We start from the raw sequence: 26195 nt of genomic DNA, 5'->3' as shown, positions 1-26195 counted from the left end.
GGCGTGCGATAGGTTGGGGGACGACAACTTCACAGACCTCAACGGAGTACATTCCACGACCTCGAGGGAGATCCCTGCATGGCAAAGATCATTTATACGAACACTGACGAAGCGCCGATGCTCGCGACCTTCTCGCTCAAGCCGATTGTGGAGGCCTTCGCCTCCACGGCAGGGGTCGAGGTCGAGACCCGGGACATCAGCCTGGCCGGCCGCATCATCTCTCAGTTCCCCGAGTACGTCGGGGAGGACAAGGCGGAGGCCGATGCCCTGGCCGAATTGGGCGAGCTCGCCAAGACCCCCGAGGCGAACATCATCAAGCTGCCGAACATCTCCGCCTCGGTACCGCAGCTGAAGGCCGCCATCGCTGAACTGCAGTCCCAGGGCTATCAGCTGCCCGACTACCCGGAGTCTCCCTCCACAGATGAGGAGCGCGAGATCCGCGCCCGCTACGACCGGGTGAAGGGTTCTGCGGTGAACCCGGTGCTGCGCGAAGGCAACTCGGACCGGCGCGCCCCGGAGTCCATTAAGAAGTACGTCCGCGCCAACCCGCACCGGATGGGCGAGTGGAGCAGCGACTCCAAGACCGAAGTCGCCACCATGGGGGAGAACGACTTCGCCTCCAATGAACAGTCGGTCATCTTCGAGGCCGCAGACTCGGTGACCATCCAGCACGTGGCCGTCGACGGAACAGTCACCCCGTTGAAGGAGAACCTGGCTGTCGAAGCCGGTGAGGTCCTCGACGGCACCTTCCTCTCCGCCCAGGCGCTGGACTCTTTCCTCGCCGAGGCCATCACCAAGGCCAAGGAGAACGATGTGCTGTTCTCCGCCCACCTGAAGGCCACCATGATGAAGGTTTCCGACCCCATCATCTTCGGACACATCGTCAAGGCCTTCTTCCCCTCCATCTTCGAGAAGTTCGGAGATGAACTCGCTCAGGCCGGACTCTCCCCCAATGATGGTCTGGCGTCCATTCTCTCCGGTGCTGAGAAACTCGGTGAGACCGGCCAGGCCATCGTCTCCGAGTACAAAAAGGCCCTGGAGCAGGGGCCGCGGATGTACATGGTCGACGACGCCAAGGGCATCACGAACCTGCATGTACCCTCCGATGTCATCATCGACGCCTCAATGCCCGCGGTGATCCGCAACGGCGGTAAAGGGTGGGGGCCCTCCGGGGAGAAAGACGACACCCTCGCGGTGATCCCGGACTCCAGCTACGCCGGGGTGTACCAGGCCGTCATTGAGGACTGCAAAGCCAACGGCGCCTTTGACCCCACCACGATGGGGACGGTTCCCAACGTGGGGCTCATGGCGCAGAAGGCTGAGGAGTACGGCTCGCACGACAAGACCTTCGAGATCGAGTCCGCCGGCACCGTCCAGGTCGTCAACTCAGCCGGGGATGTGCTCATTGAGCACCAGGTTCAGCCCGGTGACATCTGGCGGGCCTGCCAGACGAAGGACGCCGCCGTCTCCGATTGGGTGAAGCTAGCTGTCACCCGGGCCAAGGAGACCGGCGCACCTGCGGTGTTCTGGCTGGATGAGAACCGCGCTCATGACAAGAACCTCATCACCAAGGTCATCCGGTACCTGGCTGACTATGACACCGAGGGCCTGGAGATCAAGATCCTCGATCCTGTCGCCGCCACCCACTACACCGTGGAGCGGTTGCGCGCCGGGGAGGACACTATTTCGGTGACCGGAAACGTGCTGCGTGACTACCTCACCGACCTCTTCCCCATCCTCGAACTGGGTACCAGCGCCAAGATGCTCTCCATCGTGCCGCTGATGGCCGGCGGTGGTCTCTACGAGACCGGTGCCGGCGGTTCGGCACCTAAGCACGTGCAGCAACTGACCGAAGAGAACTATCTGCGGTGGGACTCCCTGGGGGAGTTCTTCGCTCTGGTTCCTTCCCTGCAGAAGTACGCTGAGCAGGCCTCTACACCGAAGGCGAAGGTCCTGGCCTCGGCTCTGGACCGGGCTACCGCGACTTTCCTGATGGAGGACCGTTCCCCCGGCCGGAAGCTGGGCACGATCGACAACCGCGGCAGCCACTTCTACCTGGCGCTGTATTGGGCCCAGGAATTGGCTCAGCAGGAGGAGGACGCCGAGCTGGCGGAAACCTTTAAGACGGTGGCCGAGCAGCTCAGCAGCAATGAGTCGACCATCGTCGAGGAGCTGCTGGCCGTGCAGGGTCAGCCGGCGGATATCGGAGGCTACTACCGCCCCGATGAGGAGAAGACGCTGAAAGTCATGCGCCCCTCCCCCACACTGAACACCATCATCGACAGCCTGGCTGCGTAATTCGCTAGGTGTCTGAGGCCTGCGGAAAGGGCTCCTCCGGCCTTTCCGCAGGCCTCAGGATGCTGTCCGTGCCGCGCTACTTCTTGCCTTGGTTGGCCACAGCCTCGATGGCTTCTTTGGCGGCCTCTGGGTCCAGGTAGGTCCCGCCGGGGGTGACGGGTGTGAGGTTCTCATCCAGTCGGTAGTGCAACGGAATGCCGGTGGGGATGTTCACCCCGGCAATCTCTTCATCGCCGATGCCGTCGAGGTACTTCACCAGGGCGCGTAGGGAGTTACCGTGAGCGGCCAGGAGTACGGTCTGACCGGCCTTGAGGTCGGGAACGACCTCGGCCTCCCAGTACGGCAGGAAGCGTGCGACGACGTCAGCGAGGCATTCGGTCTTCGGCGGGTTCTGCACATCGGCATAGCGCGGGTCACCGGCCTGACTGTACGGATCGGCGTCGTCGATCTCCGGGGGCGGAGTGTCATAGGAACGCCGCCAGGTCATGAACTGTTCTTCACCGTATTCTTCACGGATCTCCGCTTTGTTCTTGCCCTGCAGGGCACCGTAGTGCCGCTCGTTGAGCCGCCAGCTGCGCTTGACGGGGATCCACAGTCGGTCGGCGGTCTCCAGGGCCAGGTGAGCGGTGGTGATGGCCCGCTGCAGCAGGGAGGTGTGGACGATATCGGGCAGTAACTCGTGCTCGGCGAGCAGCTCACCGCCGCGGGCCGCTTCGGCTCGACCTTGGTCGGTCAGTTTGACGTCCACCCACCCGGTGAACAAGTTCTTCTGGTTCCAGTCGCTCTGCCCGTGCCGGAGCAGAATGAGGTCATAGGCCATAGTGGCGGTCCCTTCTGTGGTCGCTTAGGAAACTTCTGGGTTGACGTCAACGAGATAGACGGTAGCCATGCAGGCCGCGGCCGAGGACATCAGCAGCACAAAGGGGCCCAGTCCGAGCATGCTCACTAAAGCGAGGGCACTGGCCCCACCGGTGATGCCAAGCCAGAACTGTTTGGTGCGCTTGTCCATGGCGATGAAACGCTCTTGGTTTTTCGTCAGGCACTTGAAGAAGGCCACCAGCGCCAGGACGAAACAAATGAGCGCAAAGAGCCGGTAGAGCAGGAATACCGTGAGGTCGACGTAAGCCCACAGTGTGGTCATCGTCGTCAGGTCAGCAGCGAGAGAAGCCATGATGGCACCATCCTATGCGCCCACCGGGGCGCACTGCAGTCAGGCAGCGCCGCGATCTCAACCACTCGGTCCTCACCGGTCATGGCTTCCAGTATGAGGACATCGGGTGTCTCACCGGTGGCCGGTAGTCTGGGGCAGGTGAACAACGCCGCAGAGCACAGCGAGGAGCACACCGGGCTGTTCGTCGCCCTTGAGGGTGGGGAGGCCACGGGAAAGACCACCCAGATCGGCCTGCTTCGCAAGTGGCTGCAGGCTTGCGGCCGGCACGTGGTAACCACTCGGGAACCCGGTGGTACGGCTATCGGTGAACGCATCCGACCACTGCTGCTGGACCACGGCCAGGGGGAGGTCGATCCGCGCACCGAGGCGTTGCTGTTTGCCGCTTCTCGGGCCGCTCACGTCAGGCAGCTCATCCGTCCGGCGTTATCCCGCGGTGAGGTGGTGCTGTGTGACCGGTACGTCGATTCCTCACTGGCATACCAGGGGGTTGGCCGTGGTCTCGGCATCGAGGAGGTCGCCCAGATCAATCGGTGGGCCACCGAAGGCCTCACCCCAGACCTGACCGTGGTGCTGGATGTGGATCCGGAGATCTCCCGGCGTCGTCGTGCCCACCGGGATGGCGGGGCAGTCGGGGACCGTATCGAATCCGCCGACAACGCGTTCCACAGCCGCCTGCGTCAGGCGTTCCTGGACCGGGCAGAAGCCGCACCGGAGCGTTACCTGGTGCTTGATGCCGCCGTGGACGCACAGAGCATCCAACAACGGATCCGCACTCGCTTAGCCAAGCTGCTCGACCTCGATCAGGGGGTTCAGACAGTATGACGGTCTACACGTCCCAGCAGTCTGGTGTGACCCCACAGACAGTCTTTGCCGAGCTGGTTGGTCAGGATCCGGTGGTGGAGCAGCTGGTCAGCGCAGCCCGTTCGCAGGCTCCTGCCCACGCGTGGCTGCTGACCGGTCCGCCCGGATCGGGACGGTCCAATGCGGCCCGAGCCTTTGCCGCCGCACTGAACCTGGAGGGCACCGACCCACAGGCTGATGCCCGCCGGGCTGAACAAATCCTCGCCGGAGCACATCCGGCGGTGCAGTTGGTCACCACCGAGAACGTCACCTACAACATCAAAGAAGTCCGTGAGCTGGTCACCACCGCACAGGACCGCCCGCAGAACGCCCAGTGGCGGGTCATCGTGGTCGAAGACGCCGACCGCATGACCGAGCGGACCACCAATGTGTTACTCAAGGCCATCGAGGAGCCCCCACCGCAGACCATCTGGGTGCTCTGCGCACCCTCTCCGGCCGATGTGCTGGTCACCATCCGGTCCCGCTGCCGGCACGTCACCTTGCGGATCCCCCCGGTCGCGGCGGTGACCGATCTGTTGGTCCACCGTGACGGACTGAACCGGGAGGATGCCGCCTTCGCGGCACGGATCTCGCAGAGCCATATCGGAGTGGCCCGCCGATTGGCCCGGGACCCGGAGGCCATGCGACGGCGTAATGACGTTGTCTCCTTGCCGCTGAAGGTCCGCTCTGCCTCCCAGGCGGTGCTCGCCGCCGAGGACCTGGTCTCCATGGCGCAGACTGACGCGGCAGCTGAGTCCGAAGCCCGCCTGGCGGAGGAGCACGCCGCACTGCGCCGGACCCTGGGCCTGGACCCGGAGGAAAAGATTCCCGCCAAGCTGCGCGCCCAGTTCAAACGGTTGGAAGAAGAAAGCGAACGTCGCACCAAGCGCGCGGTGCACGATGCCTTAGACCGCACGCTCATTGACCTCACCGGTGTCTACCGGGACGTGTTGAGCCTGAAGCTCTCCGCCGGCGTCGAGCTCATCAACGAACACCTCCGCGGAGAGCTCACGCAGCTGGCCGAGCACCTCAGCGCCGAGCAGGCCCTGAGGTGCCTGGATGCCATCAATGCCGCCCGGATGAGAATCGGTCAGAACGTGCCACCCAAACTGGCCATGGAGGCACTCATGGCATCGCTGATCCCTCGCGGCGGTACTCCCCGGTACGGTCGGCCCACCAGGAGTAGCCATGGATAGCCGCGCCGGATTCTGGGCCGTGCTGGCCGCGGCAGTGCTGATGCTGACCGGTTGTGGGCTCACTGATGCCGGGGAGGACCCTACTGAAGAGCCGGGTACCACGGAAGACACAGAGCTGACGCAGCCTCAGCGTCCGGGGCCCTCAGTGGTGCCGGAGCCCGAGCGCGAGCTGCTCGAGGAGTTCTACTCTCAGGATGTGCAGTGGGAAGACTGCGAAGCCGGGATGCACTGCACCGAGATCACCGTACCGGTGGACTACACCGACCCCACCGGAGAGACTATCGCCTTGGCAGTCATCGCCGATGGGACCGACCCGAGCGCCGAGTATGTGCTGACCAACCCTGGAGGACCGGGTGAGCCCGGGTACAGTCTGGTCGCCGAGCGGCTCTCCGGTTCAGTGACCGATGAGCTCGCCGAGGAATTCAACATCGTCGGTTTCGATCCCCGTGGGGTAGACCGCTCCTCCGGAGTGGAGTGCTTGGAGGATGAGGACTACGACCAGTACCGCCAGTCGGAGAGTGAAGACACCACTGAAGCACAACAGCAGGCCGAAGAGATCGCCGCCGAATGCGCCGACCGGACGGGGGAACTGCTCGGCCACGTGGACACTTTTTCCGCAGCTCGGGATATGGACATTATCCGCGGCGTCCTGGGCCAGGACGAACTGCACTATGTGGGCTTCTCCTACGGCACCAAACTGGGGATGGCCTACGCCGAGCAGTTCCCCGACCGGGTGGGCCGGTTCGTCCTCGATTCGATGATGGATGTCTCCCTCGATGCCCACGAACTCGCAGTGACTCAAACCGCCGGGTTTGAAAGCGCGTTGACCGGATTCGCTCAATGGTGTGTGACCGACCAGCCGAACTGCATCGCGGAGACGCCCGACGACGTCGTCGGTGTTGTCCAACAGCTCTTCGCCGATGTTGCCGAGGAACCGGTCACAGTCCAGGACGGGCGGGTGCTGACGGTCTCCGGTCTCATCAGTGGGTTTATTGCCCCGATGTACAGCCCCGATGGCTGGCAGTACCTCCACGAGGCGCTCGTAGCCGCCGTCGAGACCGGTGAGTTCTATCCCTTCCAGTACTGGGCGGATCTGCAGGCCGGGCAAGAGGCCGACGGCAGCTACGAGTGGATGAGCACCTGGGCCTTCAACGCGGTGATGTGCCTGGACTACGACTGGCCTGACTCCGCAGAAGAGATGGAACAGGAAGTCGAGGCGATCAGTGAGGAAGCTCCGACCTTCGGCCCCTATATGGGCCACCAAGGGTTGCTGTGTCACGCCTGGGAGCACGAGCCGGTCGGTGAGCCCTGGACTCCGGATGAGGACTTACCACCCATGCTGTTCTTGGCCACCACTGGCGATCCCGCGACACCGGTTCAATGGGCGGAGAGCATGCACCAGCTGGTACCGGCCTCGGCGCTCATCGTCGACGACGCCGAAGGGCATATCGCCTACCGTCCAGGCAATACCTGTGTGACCGACGTCGTCGATGAGTACCTGCTCAGTGGTGAGCTCCCAGAGGGCCGCACTGACTGCTGAAGACCACTGTGAGACTCCCCGCTCATTTTCTACATCGTGTAGAAGAGTGATGTATACTACAGTTGTTGAGGCGGTGGGCCCTCTTCCCGTGGTGATCCCGCCGACCTTGACGAATGTTTTGAGCCCTCAATGAGGAGGCGGAGTTGAAGAACCACGAAATCCACACCCACACCAGCCCCATTCCCTTCGTCTCCACGGAGCGCAACCTCGGCGTGATCGTCGGTTACGACGCCTCCGAGCAGGGAACCTTGGCTTTGCACTACGCGGCTCGTGCCGCCCAGCGGCGCGGCACCACCCTCACCGTGGTTCACGCCTTCACCGTGCCTCCGTATATCAGCGGCTACATCGAGCAGGTTCCCGATGTCAGCGTCGATTCCCTGCAGCGCCAGGGCGGCGAGGAAATCCTCGACAAGGCCCGCGCCTACCTCAAGGACTACCCCGGCGAGGTCACCTACCGCCTAGAAGAAGGCGATGCGGCCGGGGTCCTGGTTCACCTCTCTCAGGCGGCTGAGCTGGCAGTCGTCGGCGGACGCGGACGTGGCGGGTTCCTCGGCCGGGTGCTCGGTTCCGTCGCCTCGGCCCTACCGGGGCATGCCACCTGCCCCACGGTCGTGGTTCCCCGGGCCTATGACCCCGAGGCCAGCGGTGGGGGAAGTTTCGCCCCCGTCGAAGACGACCGTCCTGTCACCGTCGGTATCGACGGTTCCAGCCATTCCCGGGTGGCCGCCCTGCACGCCGCCCAGGCGGCAGCCGATCGTGGTGTCACCCTTCGCATGATCATCGCCCTGCCCCCGATTGACGGGGCGCTGTTGTGGTACCCGGAGCTGGGTCCCCGGGAGGATGCTCACGTCGAAGCCCGCCGTAAGGAACTCGAAGCCAAGCTCGACGCCGAGCGCGCCTGGCTGCGCAATCACTTCCCCGACGTGGAGGTTCTCACCTCGGTGGAGACCGGTGAGTCCTCAGAGGTACTCAGCGCGGCGACGTCGTTCTCCCAGTTGACAGTGGTCGGAACGCGCGGCCGCGGGGGGCTGGCCTCTGTGCTGCTGGGCTCCACCTCCCGGGGCGTGCTGTTGACCGCCGATGGCCCGGTGATGGTGGTGCCCCGCCTGGAGGATGAGCGACTGCGCGACGAGCCGCACTTCGGCACCTGACTGCAACCGGCGACGTCGCCGGAAGCTCTGCATCCAGAGCTGCAGCAGTTGCGTTCGCTGTGAGATCGCCGGGCGCGCGTGGGGTAGACTTTCTCTCCGCGCGCGCCCGTGTCGTGTGCGCGCCGGCCACCTTAGCTCAGCTGGTAGAGCATTCCACTCGTAATGGAAAGGTCACCGGTTCGAATCCGGTAGGTGGCTCCACGTAACCTCGTGACATGACGACCACGACTGTCACACCAGATCAGGCTGGTACCGCCGAGCTCGCCGCGGAACTGCGGCGAGCAGGGGTTTCCCGGGTGGAGGATTCCGTTCTGGCCCGTGGAATGTACTCCTCGGATGCCTCCCTCTACCGCGTGGTGCCGGAGGTCGTCGCGCGACCGCAGCAGGTCGATGAGCTCTACGCTATCCATCAGACCGCTCAACGGCTTGGTGTTCCGGTGACGATGCGCGGGGCGGGAACCTCCATTGCGGGGAATGCCGTCGGGGCGGGCATTGTGGTCGATACCCGGGATCTGAACCGGGTGGTCAGCATTGACCCAGAATCCGCCACCGCCCGGGTCCAGCCCGGTGTGGTCCACGCTGACCTGCAGCGCGCCGCTGCCCCGCACGGACTGCGGTTTGGGCCCGATCCTTCGACGCACTCCCGGTGCACTATCGGCGGGATGATCGGCAACAATGCCTGCGGCTCCCGGGCTCTGGGCTACGGGCGCACCTCCGATAATGTCGAGGCAGTGCGCGTGCTCTTCGGCACCGGTGATGAGGCCACGATCCGCCATGGTGAGGTGACCGGGTCGTCGTCGACCGCTGACCAGCTGCTCAGCGTGGCGCAGAACCATTTGGCGCATATTCGCACCAGCTTCGGCCGGTTCGGCCGGCAGATCTCCGGTTACAGCCTGGAACACCTGCTGCCGGAGAATCGCGGGCGCATCGAACGCTTCCTCGCCGGCACGGAGGGCACCTTGGGGATATTGCTCGAGGCGGAGGTCAACCTGGTGGCTGATGAACCCGGTCGGCGTCTGCTGGTGTTGGGGTATCGGGAGGTCGCTGAAGCCGCCGATGCGGTCCCGCGCATTCTGGACGCCGGTGGGGGTCGGCTCATCGCCTGTGAGGGGATGGATTCCCGACTGGTGGCCCTGGTCCGCGGGGCCGGTAAGCGCGTACCGCCCCTGCCGGAGGGTGAGTCCTGGCTGTTTGTAGAAGCCGCGGGAGAAGACGCCCCTGGGGTGCTCGACGCCGTCAAGACCGCTGGGCAACCGGTGGGTACCCGACTCATCGAAGACCCCGCCGAGGCCGCCGCCCTGTGGAAGATCCGCGAGGACGGTGCCGGTCTGGCCGGGATCAGTCTGCCCACTCCGGCCCACTCCGGCTGGGAGGACGCGGCCGTCCCTCCAGAGCACTTGGGTGACTGGATGCGTGAGTTCGAGTCTTTGATGCGCGACTACGGGCTGCAGGGTTACCCCTACGGGCACTTCGGCGATGGGTGTATCCACTGCCGGATCGATTTCCCCTTCCAGCATGGGGACCCGAGCTCCACGGGGGTTTTCCGTGAGTTCATGCTTGCCTGCGCGGACCGGTTGACCCGTTACGGCGGATCGCTCTCCGGGGAGCACGGGGACGGGCGGGTGCGGTCCGAGCTGCTGCCCACCATGTATGACGAGACCTCCATCGCGCTGTTCAACGAGGTCAAACGGATCTGCGACCCGCAGAACCTGCTCAACCCGGGCATCATCGCCGAACCGGTACCGATCACCGAGAACATCCGCCCCACCCAGCCCAAACATGACCTGCCGTTTCCGGGGTTGCGCATGACCCACGACGACGGCGACTTCGGGGCCGCCGTGCATCGCTGTTCAGGAGTGGGCCGTTGTGTGGCACCGAAGACCAATGGCGTGATGTGCCCCAGTTACCTGGCCACCAAGGATGAGAAAGACTCCACCCGTGGGCGCGGGCGCATCCTGCAGGAGGCGATGGACGGCACCCTGGTGAAGGGACTGGCTGACCCGGCTGTCCATGAGGCTCTTGATCTCTGTTTGGCGTGCAAGGGCTGTGCCAGCGATTGCCCGGCCGGGGTCGATATGGCCACCTATAAGGCCGAGGCCCTGCACCAGACCTACGACCGTGACGCTGAGGGCCGGCCTGCCAAGCGTCTGAGACCACGCAGTCACTACATTCTGGGGCGGCTGCCGTTCTGGGCGAAGCTCGCCGCCCCGTTTGCACCGGTGGCGAACCTGTCGATGAAACTGCCGCCGGTGGCGGCTGTGGCGAAGTGGGTGGCCGGCATCGATCAGCGCCGCGGGGTGCCACGGTTCGCCCATCGCACCTTGACACGCACGGCCCGGCGTGAGGGAGTCACCGGCCAGTTGCCCGATCAGCCGGATGTGTGGGTGTGGGCGGATTCGTTCACCAATCATTTCTTCCCTGGGTCAGGGACCGCTGCACTGCAGTTCCTACGCGACCAGGGCCTCGATGTTCGGGTGATCGACCGCCCGGGCTGTTGTGGGTTGCCGTGGATTACCACCGGGCAGCTGGATCAGGCGAGGGCTTTGATGGATTCTACGGTCACCACTCTCGCGGAGTATGTGGAATCCGGCACCCCGGTCATTGCCGTGGAGCCGAGCTGTCTGGCCACATTACGTTCAGATGCCGTGGAATTGTCCGCCAAACCTGAGGCCCGGACTGTGGCGGATGGGGTGCTCAGCTTTGCCGAGTTGGTCAACCGGCTCGTTGATGAGGGGCGGGTGGGCCTGCCGGATCTTAGTGGGGTCGACGTCGTCGCTCAGCCACACTGCCACCAGGCTTCGATCGTCGGCTGGGAGGTGGATGAAGCTCTGCTGCGGCAGGCTGGTGCCACGGTGACCAAGGTCTCTGGGTGTTGTGGCCTGGCGGGGAACTTCGGTGTGGAGGCCGGGCACTATGAGGTCTCGGTGGCGGTGGCGGAGACCCACCTCATGCCGGCGGTACGGCAGAACCCGGAGGCGGTGGTGCTGGCCGATGGGATGAGCTGCAAGGTTCAGCTCGACGATCTTGCCGGGGTGCGGGCCATGCACTTGGCGGAGCTGTTGGCCCAGCGGCGTGCCCAGCAGTCCTGACCTGGATGGTGGCTGCTCGCACCGGGGTGCGGGTAGCGCGGGATCAGTCGGTGTGTTGTGTGGTCTGCGCTTCGGCGAGGGCTCGTTCGGCGTCCTGGAGGCAGGCCAGCACTTGATCGGCACGACGCCGCACAGCAGGCACCTCGGAGTGGTGCAGCCGGACCATGGCTTCGGCCTCGGCGGTGGTGGCTAGGTGGTTGGCCGCACGTGTGAGGCAGGAGTGTAGTTCCCGCGCTGCCCCGGGGATGTTCATGCCCTCGGCGGGGAAGCGCTGGTGGGCGGCTTTGCAGAGGTCGTAGACGGTGGGCAGTTGTTCGGCCAGCTGGTCACCGATGGCCACCAGTTGGTTGTGTATGTCGTTTTCGGCGACACCTTCGAGAATCTGGTGGTAGCGGTCGAGGCCACGCTCGTACCGGTCGTGGGCTTGGCGCCAGAGTCCGGTGCCGAGGTCTTTCTCCTTCCGGCGGGCGCGTCTGCGCCGTCCGAACAGTTCCGTGACGATCCCCATAGTGGAGGAAGTCTACCGGGCGTGGGTACGTTGACCTGACCTCACGTATAGTGGAGTGCCGGAACTGAAGGCGCCGCTGCCGGCGTCGTCGGCTCCTGGTGCGGTGACCGAGCGGCCGAAGGTGACGGTCTTGAAAACCGTTGTAGGCAACCCCTACCGTGGGTTCGAATCCCACCCGCACCGCCGCATGTTTCGTTTTGTTAGCTCTGGTTCTTGAAAACCACGAGGAAGCGGTGGGCTTCTTCCCGAGTCAGCGGGGAGTGGTCTGCCAACAGCTGGGACGCCTCATCGACGTGGTCGTCGCGCAGCAGGGCATAGAGCTGGTCGTGCACCCAGGGTTCGAGGTCCTCGTGGGAGAGGGTGATTTTCTCCTCCCCGCGCTGGACCTCCAGGTGGAACCCGGCGGGTTCCTCATCCTCAGCAGCCCACTCTTCAGGAATCGTCAGCTCGGCATCCGGATCGAACCCGGAGGCGCGCATCAGCTCCTCAGCCTTGGCGTCGACGTCGTCGTCTGCTCCCGGCTTCTCTCCCCCAGGGATGTCCGGGATGTTCTCCGTGTTCTCCCCCAGGATCTCACCGGTGTTCGGATCCGCCTCAGCAACCGGTTCATCCGCCAGCGGGGCGTCATCGGCGTCGTCGCGGACCTCATCGACCAGGTCCTCAACGTACTCGTCGTCCACCTCATCCTCACCGCGGTGCAAGTCGAAGTCCTGCTCAAACCGAATCTGCGACGGCGAAGGCTGCGGATACTCATTCAGCGCCTGAATGGCTAGCACGCAGTCCCGCAGCGGTGCCCCGGTGGCCTCCTTGAACGTCACCATGGCTTCACGCCCTCGGCCTGCGGCAATGTGCTGGTAGACCGCCTTGTGCTGCTCATCGTCGAGGGCAAGCACCGCTTTGCGGGCCATCTCCGGGGTGACTTCGGCCCGCAGGCGTTCATGGACCTTACGGCCCTGCCGCTGCGCGAGCGCGCGCAGCCCCAAGAACAGCCCGACGCCGAGGGCGACCACCAGGAGGATCTCGACCATGAGGGCCAGTCTACGGGAGAGCACCGGCGGGCTCCCATAGGATGAACCTGTGACCATTGATCTGAGCGAATCCTTCAAGGCCTACGATGTCCGCGGGGTCGTCGGGGAGACCATCACCGCCGAATCCGTGCGAGCAGTGGGGGCAGCCTTCGTCGATGTGCTGCGCCTGACCGGCCAGCAGGTCCTCGTCGGTGGGGACATGCGTCCCTCCTCAGCCGAATTCATCGAAGCCTTCACGGAGGGTGCGACCGCCCGGGGAGCCAATGTCACCCAGCTCGGTGAGATCTCCACCGACATGCTGTACTTCGCCTCCGGCACGCGGCACGCTGCCGGGGTGGTCTTCACCGCCAGCCACAACCCGGCCCAGTACAACGGGATCAAGATGTCCAAACCCGGGGCGGTGCCGCTCTCGGCCGACACCGGTCTCGACGATATCCGCGTGGTCGCTCAGGCTCACCTGGACAACCGAGAGATCCCCTCCACCGGCACCCCGACCACGGTGACCGCCGAGAACCTCCTGGCCGACTATGCCCGGTACTTACATTCCCTGGTGGACTTGCGCGGCATCCGCCCGCTGAAAGTAGTCGTCGACGCCGCCAACGGCATGGCCGGCAAAACCACCCCCGCAGTGCTCGGTGATGCCGTACTCGAGACTCTGCCGGTGGAGCTGGTGCCGCTGTACTTCGAACTCGACGGCACCTTCCCCAACCACCCAGCCAACCCCTTGGAGCCAGAGAACCTGCAGGATCTGCAGCGTGCAGTGCGCGAACACGGTGCGGATATTGGATTAGCGTTCGACGGCGACGCCGACCGTTGCTTCGTCATCGATGAGCGGGGTGAGCCTGTGTCCCCTTCAGCGGTGACCGCACTGGTGGCCCGTCGGGAGATCGCCCGCGCCAAGGCCGCCGGGGATAAGACTCCGGTCATCATCCACAACCTCATTACCTCCCGGGCGGTGCCGGAGCTGGTCGAACGCGAAGGCGGGCGCCCGGTCGTTACCCGTGTGGGGCATTCCTATATCAAGGCGGTGATGGCCGCGGAGTCCGCGGTCTTCGGTGGGGAGCACTCCGCCCACTACTACTTCCGGGATTTCTTCAACGCCGACACTGGGATGCTCGCAGCAATGCACGTGCTGGCCGCCCTGGGGGAACAGGACCAGCCGCTGTCTGAGCTGGCCCGGGAGTTCAACCCGTACTTCGCCTCCGGGGAGATCAACTCCACGGTGGCGAACAAGGAGGCCGCAGTGCACCGGGTCTTGGCGGTCTTCGCCGCCGGTGGTGACGAAAACGCCACCTCCGGACCCTCCGGCGTGGTGGACGCTACCGAACTGAAAGATCCCCGCTCCCCCCTGGCCGATGCTGATGTCACCGTAGAGACCATGGACGGGATCACCATCAGTGCCGAAGACGGCACGTGGTGGTTCAACCTGCGGGCCTCGAACACCGAACCCTTGCTGCGCTTCAACGGTGAGGCCCACACCCGCGAGCTGATGGAAGCAGTCCGGGATGAGGTGCTCGCCATTGTTCGGGGCGAGTAAGAACCACGGTGGGCGCAGACGTGTCAGATCAGGATGCAGCACCCCGCCGGGACGGTGATCCCTTTCGCGAGCAATTCATCCAACGCTTCGCCGAGTATTGGACCTCCGAAGGAGGCCCCCGCGTGGAGGGGCTCATCGCCGCCTACTTGCTGGTTGATGAGTCCGACGGCGCCACCGCCGGAGAGATCTCCGCAGCCCTGGGGTTAAGCCGGGGTGCGGTCTCCACCTACACGCGGAAACTCGTCGATGCCGGCTTCGTCCGCCGGTACCGCAAACCCGGGGACCGTACCGACTACCACGTGATGGACGCCGACGTCTGGGGTGGGTTCCTCCACCACCACCAGGCCTACCTGCAGTCACAGCGTCAACTGGCCGCTGAGGCGCTCCAAGCGGTTGACGAGAACAGCCCGGCCCACGAGCGCCTCCGGTACATGCATGCCTACATGGAGTGGATCACCGAACACATGCGGCTGCCCGAGCGGTGGGCGCAGCACAAGGCCCAGGTGGTTCAGCGGCGCCACTCGAGCACGAGCAAATAGCCGAGGTACACCCCACCGGCAGCCGCGGTGACGATCCCCACCGGCAACCCAGCCAGCCCAGGTGCCTGCTGAGCCAGCAGGTCAGCACTGACCAGGATGAGCGCACCGGTCACCGCCGCCAGGGTGAGATTCGGTCCCGGCGCTCGACTCAACTTCCGGGCGATATGCGGTGCCGTCAGGGCGACGAAAGCCACCGGACCGGCAACAGATACTGCAGCCGCCGCCAGTAAAACCGCCAGGATAATCGCCTGGGTGCGCGTGGTCCTGGCGCCCGCGCCCAGGGTCTCGGCCACATCATCACCAAGGTCCATCACCAGGAGCCGCCGACTGAGCATCACCACCAGCGGGATGAGCACCACGAGCCCGACGCCGATGATCGCCACATGCTGCATATTCCGGGTGCCGAGTGACCCCACCAGATACGCGGCAAGATCATGAGCTGAGTCCCGCAGCGCCACGGCCACCACGTAGTGAGTCACCGCCGTTGCCATGGCGAAGACACCGATGCCGGTGATGATGACCCGCGCAGGGGATCCGAACCCCATACCCGTGGACCACCAGACAATCCCCACTGCGACTCCGGCGCCGATGACGGCTCCCACCGGTGCGGGGAACACCCCCGGCCACCACAGCGTGGACACCGCGACCCCGGCTCCTGCCCCAGCACCCAGCCCGATGACATCCGGACTACCCAACGGGTTCCGGGTCACACTTTGGAAGAGGGCACCCGCCAGCCCGAGAGCTATCCCGGCACCGATGGCAGTCAGTATTCGGGGCCCGCGCAATCGCTCCAGGACGAACGTGGTGGTGGCATCGGCCTCCCCCCGCAGTGCTGCTGCGAGGTCATGCGGGGATGTTCCCATCGGCCCCCAGGCCAGGGTCAGCACTGCCAGTATCCCCATCAGTACAAGGAGCACGACGACGACCACAACAGTGCGGGGACGCCACGGTAGGGTGAGCCGCTCCCCCACCCTTAGAATCCGCACCCCGGGGTGTGCCGGCGTCGTCGTCGGTCTCTCCGGCGTCATCGGCACACCCTTGGTCATCTGTGCCCTGCTCGTCTGTGCCCTGCTCATCCACGCACCCTGCCTCTGCGCACAGCCGCTAGGAGAAACGGCGCCCCCACGAAAGCGGTCACCACTCCGACCATGAGTTCCTGCGGGCGCGCGATGATCCGGGCTGCGACGTCGGCTCCCAGTAGTAATGCAGCCCCGAGCAGCACGGCCATGGGCAATTGCCACCGGTGGTCAGTCCCCACCGCAGCGCGCACCAGGTGCGGGACGGCCAATCCCACAAAGGCGATCGGCCCCACGGCCGCAGTAGCCGCCGCTGCCAGAAGGGTGGCGGCTGTCAGGGCGGCCAGTCGAACCCACTGCACGCGAACCCCCAGCCCGGTGGCGACCTCTTCACCCAGCGCCACGGCGTTGAGGGATCCCGTCATGGCCCAGGCCAACACCGCACCGAGGATCAGTGCCGGCAGCACCGTCCAGAGAGTCTCGAACCGCACACCGGCCAAGGATCCGACCATCCAGTGACGATAGGAGTCGAAGACCTCCGGGCGAGTGAGGATCATCGCCTGCACATAGGCGCCCAGCACCGCGGAGACCACGGCACCGGCCAGCACCAGCGGAATCACCGATGTGCTGCCAGATTGCCGACCCAGCAGCAGCACCGCTGTCACCGCCAGCACCGCCCCAGGGATGGCCGCCGGGACCGTCGCGAGCCCGCTGCTAACCCCGAAGAACGCCGTAGCAGTCACCACTGAGGCTGAGGCACCCATGGTGACCCCAAGCAGGCCCGGTTCTCCTAGGGGGTTACGCATCACCGACTGGATGAGCATCCCCGCCACCGCCAAGGCCGCCCCCACCGTGGCTCCCACCACCGTGCGCGGCACCCGGGCGGCCAACACCTGCTGCATGAAAGGGTCCTCGTCCCCGGTCAGGGTAGCGAGCATGCGGGCGATATCAGTCTCCCGACTGCCCAGGCTCAGGCTGGCCACAGTCATCAACGCCAGCACCACGACAGCCGCGCCGACCATCAGCACACGTGAACCCGTCCCTGCGCGCCGGAAACCTGCAGAGGTAGCCGCAGGACTACTCGATGTTCTCAATGGCCTCTTCGATGAGCGGCTCATAGCGTTCGATGACCCACGGCACGGTCAGCGGGTTGATGATCGACGACGCCGTCACCAAGGAATTGTCCTCTGGGGCCACCACTGCACCGCGCTCAATCGCAGGAATGGAGGCGTAGAGCTCTTGGGCTTCGATCTCCTCCCGGTTGGCCTCATCGGAATACCACGTGAAGATGAGGTCGGAGTCGGCCAGCATGTCTGCGTTTTCAAGGCCGATCATGGCCGAATCAGTGCCTTCGACTTCATATTCGTCGAGTTCCTCGACCACGGGGTCCACCGTTAAGCCGATTTTGCGCACCATGGCCACGCGTTGCTCATCGGGGAAGAACACACCCAGAGTGCCGGGGCCGTCGTTGTAGATGAAGGAGAAGGTGATCTCTTCCCAGGAGGGGTCCCCGGCGTCGTCGAACTCTGCCTCGATCTCAGTGATGAGGTCCTCGGCGCGGTCTTCATACCCTAGCGCAGTGGCTACGGTGTGAATCTGCTCTTCCCATGTGATGGTCCAGGGCAGTTCCGGGTAAGCCACCGTAGGTGCGATATCGGCTAGCACGTCGTACTGGTCCTGGGTGATGCCGGACCAAGGGGCCAGGATCACATCGGGGTCGAGCTCAAGGATCGCTTCGACGTCGAGCTCCGTGCCGCCGTCGAACTGTTCGGGCAGCTCCTCGCCTAAGTCGGTGACCTCTTCGTAAATCCATGGCAGGTATCCGCTGTCATCGGCACCCCAGGCGTACTCCTCGATCCCGACCGGGGTCACTCCCAGGGCAATAGCGGTCTCGGCCGAACCCTGCCCGAGAGTGACCACACGTTCAGGTTGCTCGGTGATCTCCGCTGCACCCAGGGCGTGCTCAATGGTGACGGGAGTGAAGGCATCATCCGGAGCCTCGGTGGCGTCAAGGGTGGGTTCGGCGTTCGACTCGGTGCCGCAGGCGGTCAACACCAGCGCGAGGGCTGTCACAAGGCCCGTGACGGCGGTGGGCGCGGATCGGGTGGTCAGGACAGGGCTCATCGAGGACCTCCATTAGAGGATGTGAGGTGATATTAACGGAGTGAGCCTACCCTAAGTTTCATTTTTCGTGAAACAAGCACGACGACGTCGTCGTTCCGTGCTGCTGTGCCGTTGAGTGGAATGCCAACGCACTTGGGGTGCCCTCCTCGATAAAAGAAGGACACCCCAGTGCTCCGCGGACGGTCGGGTCGCTACGGTTTAGGCCACGCGACGTTTGAGTTCTTCGAGTTCATCCCGGATGGACTCGGGCAGGGAGTCCCCGAAACGGGCGAACCAGGATTCGATGTCTGGGATTTCCGTTTTCCATTCTTCGGGATCCACACGAAGGGAGTCTTCCAACTGCTCTTGGGTGATCTCCAGCCCCTCAGTGTCGATGGAGTCCTGTGTGGGGGTGTACCCAATAGCGGTCTCTTGCGCCTCAGCGGTGCCTTCGATCCGTTCGATGACCCACTTCAGCACACGGGTGTTCTCCGCGAAGCCCGGCCAGGCGATCTTGCCGTCGCGGCCGCGTCGGAACCAGTTCACCAGGAAGATACTGGGCAGCTTGTCCGGGTCAGCCTGGGATGAGACGTCCACCCAGTGCTTGAGGTAGTCCCCGGCGTCGTAGCCGATAAATGGCAGCATCGCCATCGGGTCCCGACGCACTGTGCCGACCTTCCCCTCGGCAGCGGCGGTGGTCTCTGAGCTCAGGGTGGCGCCGAAGAAGATTCCGTGTTCCCAGCTGCGGGCCTGGGTGACCAGTGGCACGGTGGTCTTTCGGCGACCGCCGAAGAGAATCGCGTCAAGCTTCACCCCTTCAGGGTCGAAGTACTCATCAGCGAGCATGTCGGTCTGGTCAATGGGCGTGCAGAACCGGGCGTTGGGGTGTGCGGCGGGCCGGTCGGCGTCCGGAGTCCAGTCGTTGCCCTGCCAGTCGATCAGGTGCGCCGGTGGTTCTTCGGTCATTCCTTCCCACCACACACCGCCGTCATCGGTCAGTGCGCAGTTGGTGAAGATGCTGTTGCCTTTGGCGATGGCCCGCATGGCGTTGGCGTTGGTGTGCCATCCGGTGCCGGGCGCGACGCCGAAGTAGCCAGTTTCGGGGTTGATCGCCCGGAATTCGCCGTCTTGACCAGGGCGAATCCAGGTGATGTCATCGCCGAGGGTCTCGGCTTTCCACCCTTCGAGGGAGGGGTCGATCAGCGCGAGGTTCGTCTTCCCGCAGGCCGAGGGGAACGCCGCGGAGATGTGGTAACTCTTGCCCTGCGGGCTGGTGAGTTTGAGGATCAGCATGTGCTCGGCGAGCCAGCCCTCATCGCGGGCCATGACCGAGGCGATGCGCAGCGCGTAGCACTTCTTACCCAGCAGGGCGTTGCCACCGTAGCCGGAGCCGTAGGACCAGATCTCCCGGGTTTCGGGGAAGTGGACAATGTACTTCTCCTCATTGCACGGCCAGGGCACATCCTGCTCGCCAGGAGCCAAGGGTGCACCCACAGAGTGCACCGCCGGGACAAAGAAGGCATCGAGATGTTCCATGCGCCGCAGCACATCAGTACCGATCCGCGCCATGATGCGCATACTGGCCACCACATAGGCAGAGTCGGTGATTTCGACGCCGAATTTGGGGTCTTGTGCGTCGAGGTGTCCCATGACAAAGGGGATGACGTACATAGTGCGCCCACGCATGGCCCCGTCGAAGACCCGGTTGAGAGTACCGCGCATCTGACCGGGATCCATCCAGTTATTGGTGAAGCCGGCGTCGCGTTCATTCTCTGAGCAGATGAAGGTCCGGGATTCCACACGGGCGACGTCAGCCGGATCGGAGAAAGCGGCAAAAGAGTTCGGGAAGTCCGGGCTCGTGAGTCGGGTGAGGGTGCCGGCTTGAACGAGTTCCTCAGTGAGCCGGTCGTATTCTTCTTCACTGCCGTCCACCCAGTGGATGGCATCTGGAGTGGTCAGTTGGGCGGTCTCGACAACGAAGTCGAGGAGCTTCTGCTGGGTCGTCGGGGCAGTGGCGGCGATCCGCTCTGCTGTTATCTCACCGGGCGCCGTTGCAACGGTGGTCACTGTTCATCCCTCCATTGGGTACAGGTTGTGTGTCACCTGCCCTGACAGAGCCGAGCGTGGTCGAGATCCGGAAGGCTTCCCCCGGTGCGCCACGGCACTGTGGCGTTGACCTCGTCCTGCGCGCGGGAATCCCCGCCTGAGCAGATGTCTCAACTGTAACGTGCGCAGATGACAGCCGTGTGAACGAGCACTGTGAACCTCGTCATGCCGTCCGGCCATCCCCCTGTCACCTGCGGGGAGCGCAACGGGTGCATGTGGCGCGGCCCCTCTGGTAGTGGGACACTAGAGAACACCTGATCCTGACAATCACGGGAGCCTGACATGTCTACCGTCCTGGATTTCGACCCTGAGACTGACGCACGTCTAGAGCGAATCGCTGCGCGTACCGGCCAGTCGAAGAGTGAGCTTGCCCGAGAATTGGTGACCTCCCACGTTGCAGAGCTTGAAGAGGCCGCCGAACTACGGGAACACGTCGAAGCCATCCGGCAGGGTGAGGTCCCCACGGTTTCAGATGAAGAGGTGGGGCGGCGTCTGGGACTTGACGACTAAGCATGTCGAAGTGGGAACTTCGATATGGTCCCCGTGCAGCGAAGGCGCTGGGCAAGCTCGATAAGTCGGTAGCCAGACGCATTCGGTCAAAGCTTCAACGGCTCACAGAACTAGAGGACCCCACTGATGGACTGAAACCTCTCTCCGGGCCGCTGGCGGGCTTATACCGGCTGAGGGTTGGTGATTGGCGAGTACTGGTGGACGTGCAAAGTGACGCTCTGATGATTGTCGCCGTGGACCTCGGCCACCGAAGCGGAAGCATCTACGACTGAGCCGGGCGTATGGCTATGCGCCGCGTCCGACACACCGAGACCACGCAGGACCCCGGAACCAGCACCATCCCCCTGTCATCTGCGGGGGGGGAGTTGGAGGCAGCGAAAACAGATTATGGAAACAAACACAGTAAGCGAAACGAGACTATTTTCAGTGCGTACTATCATGTGTTAAATAGCTGGAAACTATAGAGTTTTATATGCTTTTAGGAGTATATTCAGCGACTAATCCCCGGAATCACCCAGCGGCCAAGGACATGTGAAACTATGCCTATGGAAGAGACCTGGCCCCAGTTGGTTGCGGCAGCTCCACCTGTCATCTATGTATTCGCGTACTTGGTGTACGTAGTTGCCACCATCGGTGACGGCACCTCTAAACGTCTTAGAGTGATGCAACGAGAAAGTGATCTAATTCAGAGCTTGCCGGACCAATTGAAGCATCGTGAGCTTCTGCTTAGCACTCTGAGTCACCGCATTGAGGCCCATCACTGGAAAACGGTAAGGCGTGTCGACGGCGCGAGTGCTGCCGCGCTGATTCTCCTTCTCGGCATACTCGGAGCGGTGCTGTATGCCCTGATCGTTTGGGGTATGGCAGTCCAAAACCTTCTCCCCTCACTCGTGATTTTCGTGGTGGCCGCATTGGTGGGTCTAACCGCTCTAGGAGTTCTCGCCGTGGGATTAGGCCAGCTGTACGTTGACCCCACAGGTAAACGCAGAGACGGCACGGAGGCAAAAAACAGAACAGGTCAAAGTCCAAAGAAAGACCGCACATGACGTCTAGAGGTCCCACAGTGTGGCACGTGGGGGCTCGGTCGTGGGATCAGATAGCCTGTAAGCGTCACCACTTGAGCCGGGCCGGTTTGAGGCCTTATGCTCTGATGTTCTTCGATGTCTCGACCCCGCATTTCGAGACTGACCAGGGTGATTGGTTCGATTGCAGCGAGCACGGTGAACGAAGATGAGAGATTCGTCACAGATGTTAGCGTGACCACAGGCACACGCCATGCAGTCGGCACTTGTGAACTTACTGGGAAGAACGACATCGTGACTGATGAGGAAATGGCCTTGAATCTAACCCGACCCCTGGTGCTTGCACCTATGGCGGGAGGGCCGTCTACGCCTCGCCTCGCAGCAGAAGTGGCAGAAGCGGGAGGCCTCCCCTTCTTGGCTGCAGGCTACCTGAGCCCTGAGAAGCTCGGTGAAGACATCGTTGAACTCGAGAGCAGGATCTCGAAGCCGTACGGTATCAACTTGTTCGTCCCGGACCACCAAGGCCAAGACTGCGACCGCGACGCCTATGAGAGCTACAGGCAGCAGATTGCAACAACACTGGATATTCCAGAGTCTCTCTTGCCAGCCGAGCCTGTTTGGTCGGACGACTATTTCGAAGCGAAGCTCGGCGTTGCCCTGGAGTCTTCGGCGCGATTCGTCTCTTTTACCTTTGGGCATCCCTCAGCCGCTGTCATTGAACGCGTACATGCTGCGGGAAAATTGGCTGTTCTGTACGCCACAAGTCGACCTGGTCTAAACGCGGTCGCAGCGTCGGGAGCGGACGTGATCGGAATTCAGGGTGCGAACGCCGGTGGACACCGAGCGACAGTCTTCGGAGTTGACGACGACTCGGCGGAGCCTCTGGTTTCCCTCATCGAATACGCGCTCTCGATCTCAGACAAACCTGTGTTCGCCGGTGGAGGTATAGCCACCTCAGCTGATGTGCTGGAGGTCTTGAGAGCTGGAGCAACGGCCGTCCAGGTCGGCACACTCTTCCTTGACGCGGAAGAGGCCGGAACTAAAGAAACTCATCGCTGGGCACTTCGTAACCTTAAGGATCGGGACACCGTTGTCACGAGAGCTTTCACTGGGCGGCCTGCACGGGCAATCTCCAACCGGTTCACCGACACTCTCTCCGACGCAGCTCCGGCCCTTTATCCGCAGCTTCACTATCTGACATCAGGACTACGGAAGAAGGCTGCTGAGGGGGAAGACGCGGAGAGCCTAAATCTCTGGGCGGGGACCGGGTTTCCTCATGCGTCCTCTAAATCCGCAGGGCGTATCGTTCGAGAACTCTTTCCCTACCACCCCTCTGCGAATGGCAGCAAGCGGGCATGAGAAAACCCCTGATCTGGCGGTTATCCCGTCCTAACTAGGGGTTTTGCTCGATATTCGGTTGGTGCGCCCATAGGGATTCGAACCCCAGACCTTCGGTTCCGTAGACCGACGCTCTATCCAGCTGAGCTATAGGCGCATGTCCTGAAACAGCCACCTTACCGCGTTTCGGACCTAGACGACTATACAGCCCCCGGCCGATCTGCGACAACTCGACGAGACGTTCACACCTCTGCGGAGACGAATTCGACCAACCGAGCATCGCGGCCGTCCAACTCCACCCAGGGCTTATCCACCGCGAACACCGCACAACCGGCGGGTGGCCAGAACTCCGCCATAGAGAGCACCGTCTCTTCATCAGAATCCACGCTGGCCAGTTCCATGGAGAGATCCTGCACCCCCGGCATATGTGCGATCACTAACAGCGTCTGCACAGTTTCCGGGGTCTCATTGATAACGGAAAGCATCTGCCGAGCCGAGGCGAGGTATAACCGGGACTCCAGCCCCGGCGTCGCACCTTTCTCCCCCAGAACACTGCCGATCCAGATACATGTCTGCCGGGTTCGCATCGCATCCGAGACCACCGTCATCTCCGGCCAGTACCGGGATTCCACGAGCCAACGGCCCACAGCCCGCGCCTGCTGTTCACCGTGACCGGAGAGCGTGCGGGAGTGGTCCTCACCGGTGAAACTCTGCCCGGCTTCAGCGTGCCGCAGAAACAGCAGCGTCTTTGGCACGACTCAGATGGAGTACTCGGGGGCCGCCCAGATCGTCACTTCCGGGTGCTCATAGAACCGGTATCCCTGGCCGCGCACCGTCCGGACGGTGTTGGCCAGCCGGCCAAGCTTGGAGCGCAGCCGGCGGATATGCACATCAATCGTGCGCTCATTGGGCATCTGATCCTCATCGATGTTCCGCCAGAGAGTCTTCAGCAGCTCATGCCGGCCCACCGTCCGCGTGGCGTTATCCACCAGGTAGTTCAGCAGCTCGAACTCCTTATAGGTGAGGTTGAGATCCTCACCATCCAGCTTGACCTCCCGGCGCGCCAGGTCGATGAGCACCCCGGTGCTGGTGGTTGGCTGGGCAGGTTGCGGGGTGGGCTCCACGGTCCGGTTGGCCACGGTGGGGTCACCCAGCGCCTGACGGACCACCTCAAGATCGCTGCCTTCCGCTGCTGCCGAAGCCATCGCCAGGGCGATGTGCACCTGGGCGTCTTCAGCGACATCCTCCACGTAGTCACGAATCTCCCCGGCTAGCTTGTGCAGGGAGGTGCCGGCGGCTGTGGCGGCGTCCTCATCCAGCCCGACGTAGACGACGAAACCACGAGCGACGACGTCAGGATGCACCATGGCAGAACCATTGCCCGCCACTACGGGAATAGGTGCAGTGTGACCATTGGCTACCCCGTTGGCGGCGCCATTGGCCCCACCGGTAGTCCCGTTACGCAGGCGTTTAGCGGCTTGAGCCCGTCGCGCTGCATTGCGCGCGGAGCGATGGATGTAGCCCGTGTTCTTCTGGGCCTGGCTCAGCGGTGCGGACATATGAATCTCAAGCTCTTCCTGGCGAGGGGCCGGGTGATGTGCCCTCCCAGCATCGCCGTAATATTTCCGAAATGCAAGTAACAAAAGCGCCGATATTCCACATCCTGAGACATCAGGTCTCTGCCTCTGCGGCACCCTGACGCCGAAGACCCTTACTCTGCGAGTCCGTAAAGCCTGTCGCCAGCATCCCCCAAGCCGGGAACGATATAGGCCTTTTCATTGAGACCTTCGTCAATGGCTGCGGTGTAGAGCTCGACGTCGAGACCCCCCACTTCGTTCTCCAGACGCTCAATTCCCTCCGGGGTCGCCAAGAGGCAAATACAGGTGATTTTCGCGGCACCGGCCTTCTGCAGGAAACGGATCGACTCCACCAGAGTGCCTCCGGTGGCCAGCATGGGATCCAGCACAAAAACTGGTCGGCCAGTGAGGTCTTCGGGAAGCCGTTCGGCGTAGGTGACGATGTCCAGAGTCTGCTCATTGCGTGCCATACCCAGGAAACCGACCTCCGCGGTAGGAATCATCGCTGTCATGCCATCGAGCATCCCCAGCCCAGCCCGCAGAATCGGTACCACCAGCGGCTTCGGCCCGGCGAGCTGATCCCCGGTCATCTCCGCCACCGGGGTAGTAATCCGCACCGGTTGGGTGGGCAGGGAACCGCTGGCCTCATAGGCGAGCAGGGTGACCAACTCTCGGGTGAGGTCACGGAATGTATTCGACGTCGTCTCCTGCCGACGCAACTCGGTGAGCTTGTGGGCAATGAGGGGGTGTTCGACAACCTGGACGCGCATGAGACTAAAAGTATCAGCGTCGTATGACAGTGACATTGCGCTGCTCATCCCGCGCTCTAGGCTGAAGCAATGAGCTTCTCCCCCCGCGCCTCGGCCACCCAAGCTGAGCTCATCGGCCGGTGTCTGCAGGTAGCCCAACACACCGCTACCGCCGGTGACGTCCCGGTGGGTGCTGTGGTGGTCTCCAACAACGGTGAACTGCTCGGGGAAGGATTCAACACCAGGGAACGCGACGCCGACCCCACCGGGCATGCTGAACTCAACGCCCTGCGCCAGGCCGCCAGCACCCGGGGCACCTGGCGTCTGGAAGGGTGCACCCTGGCGGTCACCTTGGAGCCCTGCCCCATGTGCGCCGGGGCCATCACCCAGTCCCGGATCGGCACAGTGATCTTCGGGGCCTGGGATGAGAAAGCTGGAGCCGCCGGCAGTGTCTTCGACATCCTGCGCGAGCCACGCCTCAATCACTGGGTGGAGGTCCACCCGGGGGTGCGGGCACAGGAGTGCGCCGATCAGCTGCGGAGGTTCTTCGAACAGTTCCGTGCCGATCCGACCCAAGGATGAGTAGCACTCCAAGCAGGATGAGCACCGGGCACCACACAGGCGAGAGACCTGCACCGACGCTCTGCCGGCGTCATGGGTTGCTGGTAGCATGGATAGGCGCGTTTTCGCGCACGGGTGGAGTGTCCGAGCGGCCGAAGGTGCAGCACTCGAAATGCTGTGTAGGTAACCCCTACCGTGGGTTCAAATCCCACCTCCACCGCGATATGACTGACGGGGAGTGCCCCGCTGAAGCCGGTGATCGGAACCAGGCTCGCAGCGGGGCCTCCGCCGAGGTGGCAGAGGAGCGTGAACCCCG

Annotated in this window: 24 protein-coding genes and 4 tRNA genes; 16 read left to right on the top strand and 12 right to left on the bottom strand. The window is 63.5% G+C overall.

Going from position 1 to position 26195, the window contains the following annotated elements; all coding sequences use genetic code 11:
* The first annotated feature begins 78 nt into the window (after window positions 1-78).
* The gene (locus H578_RS0101595) at window positions 79-2298 is read left to right on the top strand and encodes an NADP-dependent isocitrate dehydrogenase (RefSeq protein ID WP_022871962.1); all 2220 of its coding nucleotides are present in this window, start codon (window positions 79-81) and stop codon (window positions 2296-2298) included.
* 76 nt (window positions 2299-2374) lie between these two features.
* Here H578_RS0101595 and H578_RS0101590 read toward each other — a convergent pair whose 3' ends face one another.
* Entirely contained in the window at window positions 2375-3118 is a 744-nt protein-coding gene (locus H578_RS0101590) for a phosphoglyceromutase (RefSeq protein WP_022871961.1), read from the bottom strand.
* Between the two features lie 24 nt (window positions 3119-3142).
* Window positions 3143-3469 carry a DUF2516 family protein gene (locus H578_RS12490; RefSeq protein WP_022871960.1) on the bottom strand — a complete coding sequence of 109 codons (327 nt, stop codon included), beginning with the start codon at window positions 3467-3469 and terminating at the stop codon, window positions 3143-3145.
* A gap of 138 nt (window positions 3470-3607) precedes the next feature.
* On the opposite strand from H578_RS12490, the gene tmk reads away from it, so the two are divergent.
* From tmk to H578_RS0101555, 6 genes are all read left to right on the top strand, one after another.
* On the top strand, window positions 3608-4291 hold the full coding sequence (tmk, locus tag H578_RS12485; protein WP_033420136.1) for a dTMP kinase: 684 nt from the start codon (window positions 3608-3610) through the stop codon (window positions 4289-4291).
* Complete coding sequence (locus H578_RS0101575; protein WP_022871958.1) at window positions 4288-5505, top strand: DNA polymerase III subunit delta'; 1218 nt, start codon at window positions 4288-4290, stop codon at window positions 5503-5505. The genes tmk and H578_RS0101575 overlap by 4 nt, the downstream gene beginning before the upstream one ends.
* Window positions 5498-7045: an alpha/beta hydrolase gene (locus H578_RS12480; RefSeq protein ID WP_022871957.1), complete on the top strand. Its 1548-nt coding sequence runs from the start codon at window positions 5498-5500 to the stop codon at window positions 7043-7045. The genes H578_RS0101575 and H578_RS12480 overlap by 8 nt, the downstream gene beginning before the upstream one ends.
* Before the next feature lie 143 nt (window positions 7046-7188).
* Window positions 7189-8196, top strand: a complete 1008-nt coding sequence (locus tag H578_RS0101565) for a universal stress protein (protein WP_022871956.1) — start codon at window positions 7189-7191, stop codon at window positions 8194-8196.
* 125 nt (window positions 8197-8321) lie between these two features.
* Window positions 8322-8397 (top strand) — tRNA-Thr (locus H578_RS0101560).
* 14 nt (window positions 8398-8411) lie between these two features.
* On the top strand, window positions 8412-11285 hold the full coding sequence (locus H578_RS0101555) for an FAD-binding and (Fe-S)-binding domain-containing protein (RefSeq protein WP_022871955.1): 2874 nt from the start codon (window positions 8412-8414) through the stop codon (window positions 11283-11285).
* Between the two features lie 43 nt (window positions 11286-11328).
* On the opposite strand, the gene H578_RS0101550 is transcribed toward H578_RS0101555, so the two are convergent.
* A complete protein-coding gene (locus tag H578_RS0101550; RefSeq protein ID WP_022871954.1) occupies window positions 11329-11793 on the bottom strand; it encodes a hypothetical protein in 465 nt (154 codons plus the stop codon).
* Window positions 11794-11890: 97 nt separating this feature from the next.
* On the opposite strand from H578_RS0101550, the gene H578_RS0101545 reads away from it, so the two are divergent.
* A tRNA-Ser gene (locus H578_RS0101545) sits at window positions 11891-11976 on the top strand.
* Window positions 11977-11993: 17 nt separating this feature from the next.
* Here the strand turns inward: H578_RS0101545 and H578_RS0101540 are convergent.
* Window positions 11994-12821, bottom strand: a complete 828-nt coding sequence (locus H578_RS0101540) for a hypothetical protein (RefSeq protein WP_156837160.1) — start codon at window positions 12819-12821, stop codon at window positions 11994-11996.
* A gap of 49 nt (window positions 12822-12870) precedes the next feature.
* Here H578_RS0101540 and H578_RS0101535 point away from each other — a divergent pair, with 49 nt between their 5' ends.
* Entirely contained in the window at window positions 12871-14358 is a 1488-nt protein-coding gene (locus tag H578_RS0101535) for a phosphohexomutase domain-containing protein (protein WP_022871952.1), read from the top strand.
* 20 nt (window positions 14359-14378) lie between these two features.
* On the top strand, window positions 14379-14897 hold the full coding sequence (locus tag H578_RS0101530; protein ID WP_028463829.1) for a GbsR/MarR family transcriptional regulator: 519 nt from the start codon (window positions 14379-14381) through the stop codon (window positions 14895-14897).
* Here the strand turns inward: H578_RS0101530 and H578_RS0101525 are convergent.
* The 4 genes from H578_RS0101525 to H578_RS0101510 form a co-directional block, all read right to left on the bottom strand.
* A complete protein-coding gene (locus tag H578_RS0101525; protein ID WP_211215166.1) occupies window positions 14867-15925 on the bottom strand; it encodes a FecCD family ABC transporter permease in 1059 nt (352 codons plus the stop codon). The two genes, H578_RS0101530 and H578_RS0101525, sit on opposite strands and share 31 nt — an antisense overlap.
* 44 nt (window positions 15926-15969) lie before the next feature.
* Window positions 15970-16935 carry a FecCD family ABC transporter permease gene (locus H578_RS0101520; RefSeq protein ID WP_245554870.1) on the bottom strand — a complete coding sequence of 322 codons (966 nt, stop codon included), beginning with the start codon at window positions 16933-16935 and terminating at the stop codon, window positions 15970-15972.
* 55 nt (window positions 16936-16990) lie between these two features.
* The gene (locus H578_RS0101515) at window positions 16991-18037 is read right to left on the bottom strand and encodes an iron-siderophore ABC transporter substrate-binding protein (protein ID WP_022871948.1); all 1047 of its coding nucleotides are present in this window, start codon (window positions 18035-18037) and stop codon (window positions 16991-16993) included.
* Between the two features lie 198 nt (window positions 18038-18235).
* Window positions 18236-20083 carry a phosphoenolpyruvate carboxykinase (GTP) gene (locus tag H578_RS0101510; protein ID WP_022871947.1) on the bottom strand — a complete coding sequence of 616 codons (1848 nt, stop codon included), beginning with the start codon at window positions 20081-20083 and terminating at the stop codon, window positions 18236-18238.
* Window positions 20084-20404: 321 nt separating this feature from the next.
* Between H578_RS0101510 and relB the strand changes: the two genes are divergently transcribed.
* From relB to H578_RS12475, 4 genes are all read left to right on the top strand, one after another.
* Entirely contained in the window at window positions 20405-20632 is a 228-nt protein-coding gene (gene relB, locus H578_RS0101505) for a type II toxin-antitoxin system RelB family antitoxin (RefSeq protein WP_022871946.1), read from the top strand.
* 2 nt (window positions 20633-20634) lie between these two features.
* On the top strand, window positions 20635-20904 hold the full coding sequence (locus H578_RS0101500) for a type II toxin-antitoxin system RelE family toxin (protein ID WP_022871945.1): 270 nt from the start codon (window positions 20635-20637) through the stop codon (window positions 20902-20904).
* Window positions 20905-21177: 273 nt separating this feature from the next.
* Window positions 21178-21678: a hypothetical protein gene (locus H578_RS0101495; RefSeq protein WP_156837158.1), complete on the top strand. Its 501-nt coding sequence runs from the start codon at window positions 21178-21180 to the stop codon at window positions 21676-21678.
* Between the two features lie 147 nt (window positions 21679-21825).
* The gene (locus H578_RS12475) at window positions 21826-23013 is read left to right on the top strand and encodes an NAD(P)H-dependent flavin oxidoreductase (RefSeq protein ID WP_169558485.1); all 1188 of its coding nucleotides are present in this window, start codon (window positions 21826-21828) and stop codon (window positions 23011-23013) included.
* Window positions 23014-23072: 59 nt separating this feature from the next.
* Here H578_RS12475 and H578_RS0101485 read toward each other — a convergent pair.
* From H578_RS0101485 to upp, 4 genes are all read right to left on the bottom strand, one after another.
* Window positions 23073-23149, bottom strand: a tRNA-Arg gene (locus H578_RS0101485).
* Window positions 23150-23234: 85 nt separating this feature from the next.
* Complete coding sequence (locus H578_RS0101480; protein ID WP_022871942.1) at window positions 23235-23747, bottom strand: SixA phosphatase family protein; 513 nt, start codon at window positions 23745-23747, stop codon at window positions 23235-23237.
* Between the two features lie 3 nt (window positions 23748-23750).
* A complete protein-coding gene (locus H578_RS0101475; RefSeq protein WP_022871941.1) occupies window positions 23751-24551 on the bottom strand; it encodes a winged helix-turn-helix domain-containing protein in 801 nt (266 codons plus the stop codon).
* Between the two features lie 152 nt (window positions 24552-24703).
* Entirely contained in the window at window positions 24704-25339 is a 636-nt protein-coding gene (gene upp, locus H578_RS0101470) for a uracil phosphoribosyltransferase (RefSeq protein WP_028463824.1), read from the bottom strand.
* A gap of 69 nt (window positions 25340-25408) precedes the next feature.
* On the opposite strand from upp, the gene tadA reads away from it, so the two are divergent.
* Together tadA and H578_RS0101460 are read left to right on the top strand one after the other, a co-directional pair.
* Window positions 25409-25900 carry a tRNA adenosine(34) deaminase TadA gene (gene tadA / locus H578_RS0101465; RefSeq protein ID WP_022871939.1) on the top strand — a complete coding sequence of 164 codons (492 nt, stop codon included), beginning with the start codon at window positions 25409-25411 and terminating at the stop codon, window positions 25898-25900.
* A gap of 113 nt (window positions 25901-26013) precedes the next feature.
* Window positions 26014-26099 (top strand) — tRNA-Ser (locus H578_RS0101460).
* Window positions 26100-26195: the final 96 nt, after the last annotated feature.

It is taken from the genome of Nesterenkonia alba DSM 19423, assembly GCF_000421745.1.
Taxonomy (GTDB): Bacteria; Actinomycetota; Actinomycetes; order Actinomycetales; family Micrococcaceae; genus Nesterenkonia; species Nesterenkonia alba.
Note: the sequence above shows the minus strand (reverse complement) of the source record. Positions and strands in the feature narration are given on the sequence as shown.

What these genes read in the sequence shown, in the direction of transcription:
- H578_RS0101595 (WP_022871962.1), top strand. Translation starts at nt 79, where the DNA reads ATGGCAAAGATCATTTATACGAACACTGACGAAGCGCCGATGCTCGCG.
- H578_RS0101590 (WP_022871961.1), bottom strand. Translation starts at nt 3,118, where the DNA reads ATGGCCTATGACCTCATTCTGCTCCGGCACGGGCAGAGCGACTGGAAC.
- H578_RS12490 (WP_022871960.1), bottom strand. Translation starts at nt 3,469, where the DNA reads ATGGCTTCTCTCGCTGCTGACCTGACGACGATGACCACACTGTGGGCT.
- H578_RS0101575 (WP_022871958.1), top strand. Translation starts at nt 4,288, where the DNA reads ATGACGGTCTACACGTCCCAGCAGTCTGGTGTGACCCCACAGACAGTC.
- H578_RS12480 (WP_022871957.1), top strand. Translation starts at nt 5,498, where the DNA reads ATGGATAGCCGCGCCGGATTCTGGGCCGTGCTGGCCGCGGCAGTGCTG.
- H578_RS0101555 (WP_022871955.1), top strand. Translation starts at nt 8,412, where the DNA reads ATGACGACCACGACTGTCACACCAGATCAGGCTGGTACCGCCGAGCTC.
- H578_RS0101550 (WP_022871954.1), bottom strand. Translation starts at nt 11,793, where the DNA reads ATGGGGATCGTCACGGAACTGTTCGGACGGCGCAGACGCGCCCGCCGG.
- H578_RS0101540 (WP_156837160.1), bottom strand. Translation starts at nt 12,821, where the DNA reads ATGGTCGAGATCCTCCTGGTGGTCGCCCTCGGCGTCGGGCTGTTCTTG.
- H578_RS0101525 (WP_211215166.1), bottom strand. Translation starts at nt 15,925, where the DNA reads ATGACGCCGGAGAGACCGACGACGACGCCGGCACACCCCGGGGTGCGG.
- H578_RS0101520 (WP_245554870.1), bottom strand. Translation starts at nt 16,935, where the DNA reads ATGGTCGGCGCGGCTGTCGTGGTGCTGGCGTTGATGACTGTGGCCAGC.
- H578_RS0101515 (WP_022871948.1), bottom strand. Translation starts at nt 18,037, where the DNA reads ATGAGCCCTGTCCTGACCACCCGATCCGCGCCCACCGCCGTCACGGGC.
- relB (WP_022871946.1), top strand. Translation starts at nt 20,405, where the DNA reads ATGTCTACCGTCCTGGATTTCGACCCTGAGACTGACGCACGTCTAGAG.
- H578_RS0101500 (WP_022871945.1), top strand. Translation starts at nt 20,635, where the DNA reads ATGTCGAAGTGGGAACTTCGATATGGTCCCCGTGCAGCGAAGGCGCTG.
- H578_RS0101495 (WP_156837158.1), top strand. Translation starts at nt 21,178, where the DNA reads ATGGAAGAGACCTGGCCCCAGTTGGTTGCGGCAGCTCCACCTGTCATC.
- H578_RS0101475 (WP_022871941.1), bottom strand. Translation starts at nt 24,551, where the DNA reads ATGTCCGCACCGCTGAGCCAGGCCCAGAAGAACACGGGCTACATCCAT.
- upp (WP_028463824.1), bottom strand. Translation starts at nt 25,339, where the DNA reads ATGCGCGTCCAGGTTGTCGAACACCCCCTCATTGCCCACAAGCTCACC.
- tadA (WP_022871939.1), top strand. Translation starts at nt 25,409, where the DNA reads ATGAGCTTCTCCCCCCGCGCCTCGGCCACCCAAGCTGAGCTCATCGGC.